The sequence below is a fragment of the Nocardioides sp. genome (genome assembly GCF_035429765.1).
Lineage (GTDB): Bacteria > Actinomycetota > Actinomycetes > Propionibacteriales > Nocardioidaceae > Nocardioides.
In genome coordinates this window covers 12,678-15,771 of the sequence record NZ_DAOMFK010000056.1, presented here as the reverse complement: position 1 = coordinate 15,771, position 3,094 = coordinate 12,678, and the positions used below count along the sequence as shown (strand labels likewise).

At 71.9% G+C, this 3,094-nt stretch carries 2 protein-coding genes and 1 pseudogene; 1 reads left to right on the top strand and 2 read right to left on the bottom strand.

Annotated features, from left to right (window positions below; translation table 11 throughout):
• Positions 1 to 505 (bottom strand): annotated as a pseudogene (locus tag PLP61_RS07565) (hypothetical protein); the annotation flags it as partial.
• Positions 506 to 550: 45 nt separating this feature from the next.
• Positions 551 to 1,129 carry a GNAT family N-acetyltransferase gene (locus PLP61_RS07560; RefSeq protein ID WP_324501893.1) on the bottom strand — a complete coding sequence of 193 codons (579 nt, stop codon included), beginning with the start codon at positions 1,127 to 1,129 and terminating at the stop codon, positions 551 to 553.
• Between the two features lie 107 nt (positions 1,130 to 1,236).
• Between PLP61_RS07560 and ffh the strand changes: the two genes are divergently transcribed.
• On the top strand, positions 1,237 to 2,805 hold the full coding sequence (gene ffh, locus PLP61_RS07555; RefSeq protein WP_324501891.1) for a signal recognition particle protein: 1,569 nt from the start codon (positions 1,237 to 1,239) through the stop codon (positions 2,803 to 2,805).
• Positions 2,806 to 3,094: the final 289 nt, after the last annotated feature.

Sequence of the window (3,094 nt, the reverse complement as noted above, 5' to 3'; positions counted from 1 at the left end):
CCGGGACGCGGCCCTCGGCACCGAAGCAGCGGAACCCGATCAGCCGGCCGCCGTCCAGCACCGCGTGGTAGCCGCCTTCGGGGGAGGCGAGCACGTCCGGGTCGGCGTCGGTCATGTCGTAGCAGTCGTAGGGCGGCGGGTAGCGCCAGGTGCAGACGTCGAGAGCGTGCTCACGGGTCATCGGGGCGAGTCGCAGCCGGGAGGTGGAGCGCACCTGGACCGACCGGGGGGTGCCGTCGGGGTGGCTGAGCAGCAGCAGCGGCTCGTCGTCCTCGTCGTCGGGGGTGCGCGAGACCGGCCCTGCGTCCTGGTGACGCCTGATCTCGCGGGCCGCCCGCGCCTGGCCCGGCTCGAAGACGTCGGTGAGGTTGCCGAACGCGTCGCCGATCCCGCCCAGCCCGGCGCGGCCGCCGGGCCGGTCCAGGGACCGCTGGAACCACACCAGACCCAGCACGGTTCCCAGCACCATCAGGGTGCCGGCCAGTACCTGGACCGCGATCTCCACCCCGCCCACCGTACGCCGAGGCGCACCCGCCCGGGGCGGCACGCATCAGTGCCTTCCGCCGCGCCACTCCTCGGCCAGCAGGGCGTAGCCCAGGCCGTCGAGCCACCGGCCGGACCGGTGCAGCGACTCCTGCCGCGTATGGGTCTCCCGACGCATGCCGAGCCGCTCCATCAGCCGCCAGGACGCCACGTTGTCGGCGAAGCAGTTCGCCGTCACCCGGCGCAGCCCCAGGCCCTCGAAGCAGACCGCCAGCAGCGCGGCCACCGCCTCGGTGGCCAGCCCACGACCCTGGTACGCCGGGTCCAGGCACCAGCCGATCTCGGCCTGCACCTCTCGAGCCCTGTCGGCTACCTCCACCTGGGCCCAGCCGTCCTCCACCGCCAGCATCAGGTCGCCGACGACGGTGCCGTCGAGCCGGACGACCAGCGTCTTGTCCAGCCGTGGAGGGGCGGTGAACCGCGCGGCGTACTCCGCCAGCGTGGCGGGTGCGGCGGTCATCCACTCGGTCACCTCGGGGAGCCGGCGGAACGGCCAGGTGGTGGCCGCGTCCCCCGCCACGGCCCGGCTGATCTCGAGCCGGTCGGTCCGGACCGGCCAGGTCACCGGGTCGAGGGGAGAGGACATGGACGTCATCATGCCCGACGGGTTCGTGTGGCCCGGCGTCCCCGGTTACCCTTGACCCTCGGCCGCGCCCGGCCGTTCCCACCGTTCTGACCAGCCGAGGACCACCTTTGTTCGCCACGCTCTCCGACCGGCTCGCCGACACGTTCAAGACCCTGCGTGGCAAGGGCAAGCTGTCCGAGGCCGACATCGACGCGACCACCCGCGAGATCCGCATCGCGCTGCTCGAGGCGGACGTGGCGCTCCCGGTGGTCAAGGAGTTCGTGGCCGCCGTCCGTGAGCGGGCCCGTGGCGAGGAGGTCAGCCAGGCCCTCAACCCGGCCCAGCAGATCGTCAAGATCGTCGACGAGGAGCTCATCCGCATCCTCGGCGGCGAGACCCGCCGCCTGCGCTACGCGAAGACCGGCCCCACCGTGGTCATGCTGGCCGGCCTCCAGGGCACCGGCAAGACCACGCTCGCCGCCAAGCTGGCCCTGTGGCTGAAGGAGCAGGGCAAGACGCCGCTGCTGGTCGCCGCTGACCTGCAGCGTCCCAACGCGGTCAACCAGCTTCAGGTGAACGCCGAGCGGGTGGGGGTGCCGGTGTTCGCGCCGGAGCCCGGCAACGGGGTGGGGGACCCGGTGCAGGTCGCCCGCGACTCGGTGGCCCACGCCCGGCACACCCTGCACGACGTCGTGATCGTGGACACCGCCGGCCGCCTCGGCGTCGATGCCGAGATGATGCAGCAGGCGGCCGACATCCGTGACGCGGTGCACCCCGACGAGGTCCTTTACGTCGTCGACGCGATGGTCGGCCAGGACGCCGTGACCACGGCGCTGGCCTTCCTGGATGGGGTCGGCTACGACGGCGTCGTGCTCACCAAGCTCGACGGTGACGCCCGTGGCGGCGCCGCGCTGTCGGTCGCCTCGGTGACCGGCAAACCGGTCATGTTCGCCTCCGCCGGCGAGAAGATGACCGACTTCGACGTCTTCCACCCCGACCGGATGGCCTCCCGCATCCTCGGCATGGGCGACATGCTCACCCTGATCGAGCAGGCCGAGAAGACCTTCGACCAGGAGCAGGCGCTCAAGGCCGCGGAGAAGCTCACCGGCAAGGGCGGCGACTTCACCCTCGACGACTTCCTGCAGCAGATGCAGCAGGTCCGCAAGCTGGGCTCGATGTCGAAGATCATGGGCATGCTGCCCGGCATGGGCCAGTTCCGCTCGCAGCTGGAGAACTTCGACGAGCGCGAGATCGACCGGATCCAGGCGATCATCCAGTCGATGACCCCTGCCGAGCGGGCCAACCCCAAGATCATCGACGGGTCACGGCGCGCCCGGATCGCCCGGGGCTCGGGCCGACAGGTCTCCGACGTCAACCAGCTGGTCGACCGGTTCTTCGAGGCCCGCAAGATGATGCAGTCCTTCGCCCGCGGCGGCGGCATGCCGGGGCTTCCCGGCATGCCCGGCACGGCCGCAGCGGGCGGCCGACGGAACAAGCCCAAGGCCAAGCCGGCCAAGGGCCGCCGGGTCTCCGGGAACCCCGCGAAGGCGGCCGCCGAGGCCAAGGCGCGGCAGGAGCGGGCGGCGGCCGCGCCGGCGGCCAACCCGTTCGGCACACCGGCAGGGGAGCAGATCGACTACGAGCAGGCCGCTGCCGCGCTGGACCTGCCCAAGGACTTCTCCAAGTTCCTGAAGTGAGCACCCGGGGCGGCTTCCTCGACCGTGGCCCGTCCGTCGCGGTGCATGGCTTGGACCGTGGCGTCCGGCACCGACACCCCCGGCCAGGGCATTCGGCTCTTGCCCCTTTCGCCCCAGGGAAGGTTGCCCTAAGGTGGCAACCAGTGGAGGCCGTCCTTGCCAATGGGGGCTCATGGGGGCTGGCGAGGACGGCTTCGACGCTTCTGTGGAGTGTCCCGGAGACCGAGCCGTCCTCGACCCGAACCCCACCCCCATTTCTGGCCGAGGGCGGCTCTTCCCCCGGTGGCAT

Bases quoted from the DNA above. Each gene is read 5' to 3' on its own strand.
- PLP61_RS07560 (WP_324501893.1), bottom strand. From the start codon at position 1,129: ATGTCCTCTCCCCTCGACCCGGTGACCTGGCCGGTCCGGACCGACCGG.